The sequence below is a fragment of the Nocardia concava NBRC 100430 genome (assembly GCF_000308815.1).
Classification (GTDB): Bacteria; Actinomycetota; Actinomycetes; order Mycobacteriales; family Mycobacteriaceae; genus Nocardia; species Nocardia concava.
Window position 1 is genome coordinate 1 of sequence record NZ_BAFX01000038.1, and the last position, 1,153, is coordinate 1,153.

General features: G+C 57.8%; 1 rRNA gene. It reads left to right on the forward strand.

Going from position 1 to position 1,153, the window contains the following annotated elements:
- A 23S ribosomal RNA gene (locus ON43_RS07705) occupies positions 1-1,153 on the forward strand; the annotation flags it as partial.

Consider the following 1,153-nt stretch of genomic DNA (forward strand, 5'->3'; position numbering starts at 1 on the left):
GTTAGTCGAATTGGTCTGGGACGGCCAACCGTAGACGGTGAGAGTCCGGTAGACGAAAACATCTCGGCTCATGTGATGGGCACCCGAGTAGCAGCGGGCCCGTGAAATCTGCTGTGAATCTGTCGGGACCACCCGATAAGCCTGAATACTACCTGGTGACCGATAGCGGACTAGTACCGTGAGGGAAAGGTGAAAAGTACCCCGGGAGGGGAGTGAAATAGTACCTGAAACCGTGCGCTTACAATCCGTCAGAGCCTACTTGTTGGGTGATGGCGTGCCTTTTGAAGAATGAGCCTGCGAGTCATCGGTGTGTGGCGAGGTTAACCCGTGTGGGGGAGCCGTAGCGAAAGCGAGTCCGAATAGGGCGCCGCAGTCGCACACTATGGACCCGAAGCGGAGTGATCTACCCATGGCCAGGGTGAAGCGACGGTAAGACGTCGTGGAGGCCCGAACCCACTTAGGTTGAAAACTGAGGGGATGAGCTGTGGGTAGGGGTGAAAGGCCAATCAAACTCCGTGATAGCTGGTTCTCCCCGAAATGCATTTAGGTGCAGCGTCACGTGTTTCACGCCGGAGGTAGAGCTACTGGATGGCCTAGGGGGCCCACAAGCTTACCGAAGTCAGCCAAACTCCGAATGCCGGTGTGTGAGAGCGTGGCAGTGAGACTGCGGGGGATAAGCTTCGTAGTCGAGAGGGAAACAGCCCAGATCGCCGGCTAAGGCCCCTAAGCGTGTACTAAGTGGAAAAGGATGTGGGGTCGCGAAGACAACCAGGAGGTTGGCTTAGAAGCAGCCACCCTTGAAAGAGTGCGTAATAGCTCACTGGTCAAGTGATCCTGCGCCGACAATGTAGCGGGGCTCAAGTACACCGCCGAAGCCGCGGCATTCAGACATTATCCCGCCTTCGGGCCAGGAGTCTGGATGGGTAGGGGAGCGTCGTATGGCCAGGGAAGCGGCGGAGTGATCCAGCCGTGGAGGCCATGCGAGTGAGAATGCAGGCATGAGTAGCGAAAGACGAGTGAGAAACTCGTCCGCCGAATGACCAAGGGTTCCTGGGCCAGGTTAATCCGCCCAGGGTGAGTCGGGACCTAAGGCGAGGCCGACAGGCGTAGTCGATGGACAACGGGTTGATATTCCCGTACCCGTGTATCCGCG